Below are 640 nucleotides of genomic sequence, written 5' to 3'. Positions count from 1 at the left end.
CCCTGAGGGAGAAGGCCGACCGATGAACCGATTCACCACGGATATCCAGTCCGCGATCGACCGCACACGGGAACAGGTCGCTTCCCTGCACGCCGAACTGACGCGCTACGGTCTGGTGGTATGGACCGGCGGTAACGTGTCCGGCCGTGTCCCGGGGGCCGACCTGTTCGTCATCAAGCCCTCCGGGGTGGACTACGCCGACCTTGCCCCGGAGAACATGATCCTGTGCGACCTCCACGGCGGGGTCGTCCCCGACACTCCCGGTTCGGACCGGTCGCCGTCGAGCGACACCGCCGCCCACGCCTACGTCTACCGGCACATGCCTGAGGTCGGCGGCGTCGTGCACACCCACTCCACCTACGCCACCGCGTGGGCCTCCCGGGCGGAGGCGATCCCGTGCGTGATCACCGCGATGGCGGATGAGTTCGGCGGGGAGATCCCGGTGGGGCCGTTCGCGATCATCGGCGACGATTCGATCGGTCGCGGCATCGTGGAGACCCTCACCGAGCACCGGTCCCGTGCGGTGCTCATGCGCAACCACGGTCCCTTCACCATCGGCAGGGATCCCCGGGACGCGGTCAAGGCCGCGGTCATGGTCGAGGACGTCGCCCGCACCGTGCACGTCGCCCGCCAACTCGGT

Annotated in this window: 1 protein-coding gene; it reads left to right on the top strand. The window is 69.1% G+C overall.

Going from position 1 to position 640, the window contains the following annotated elements:
* Positions 1–22: 22 nt before the first annotated feature.
* The coding region (locus tag ACSIH6_RS39375; protein WP_435113990.1) for an L-ribulose-5-phosphate 4-epimerase at positions 23–640 on the top strand (618 nt) is incomplete at its 3' end.

Origin of the sequence: Nocardiopsis synnemataformans (genome assembly GCF_965343085.1) — a bacterium.
GTDB classification, from domain to species: domain Bacteria; phylum Actinomycetota; class Actinomycetes; order Streptosporangiales; family Streptosporangiaceae; genus Nocardiopsis; species Nocardiopsis alborubida.
The sequence above is the reverse complement of the archived record's forward strand: the minus strand, read 5'-3'. Positions and strand labels throughout refer to the sequence as shown.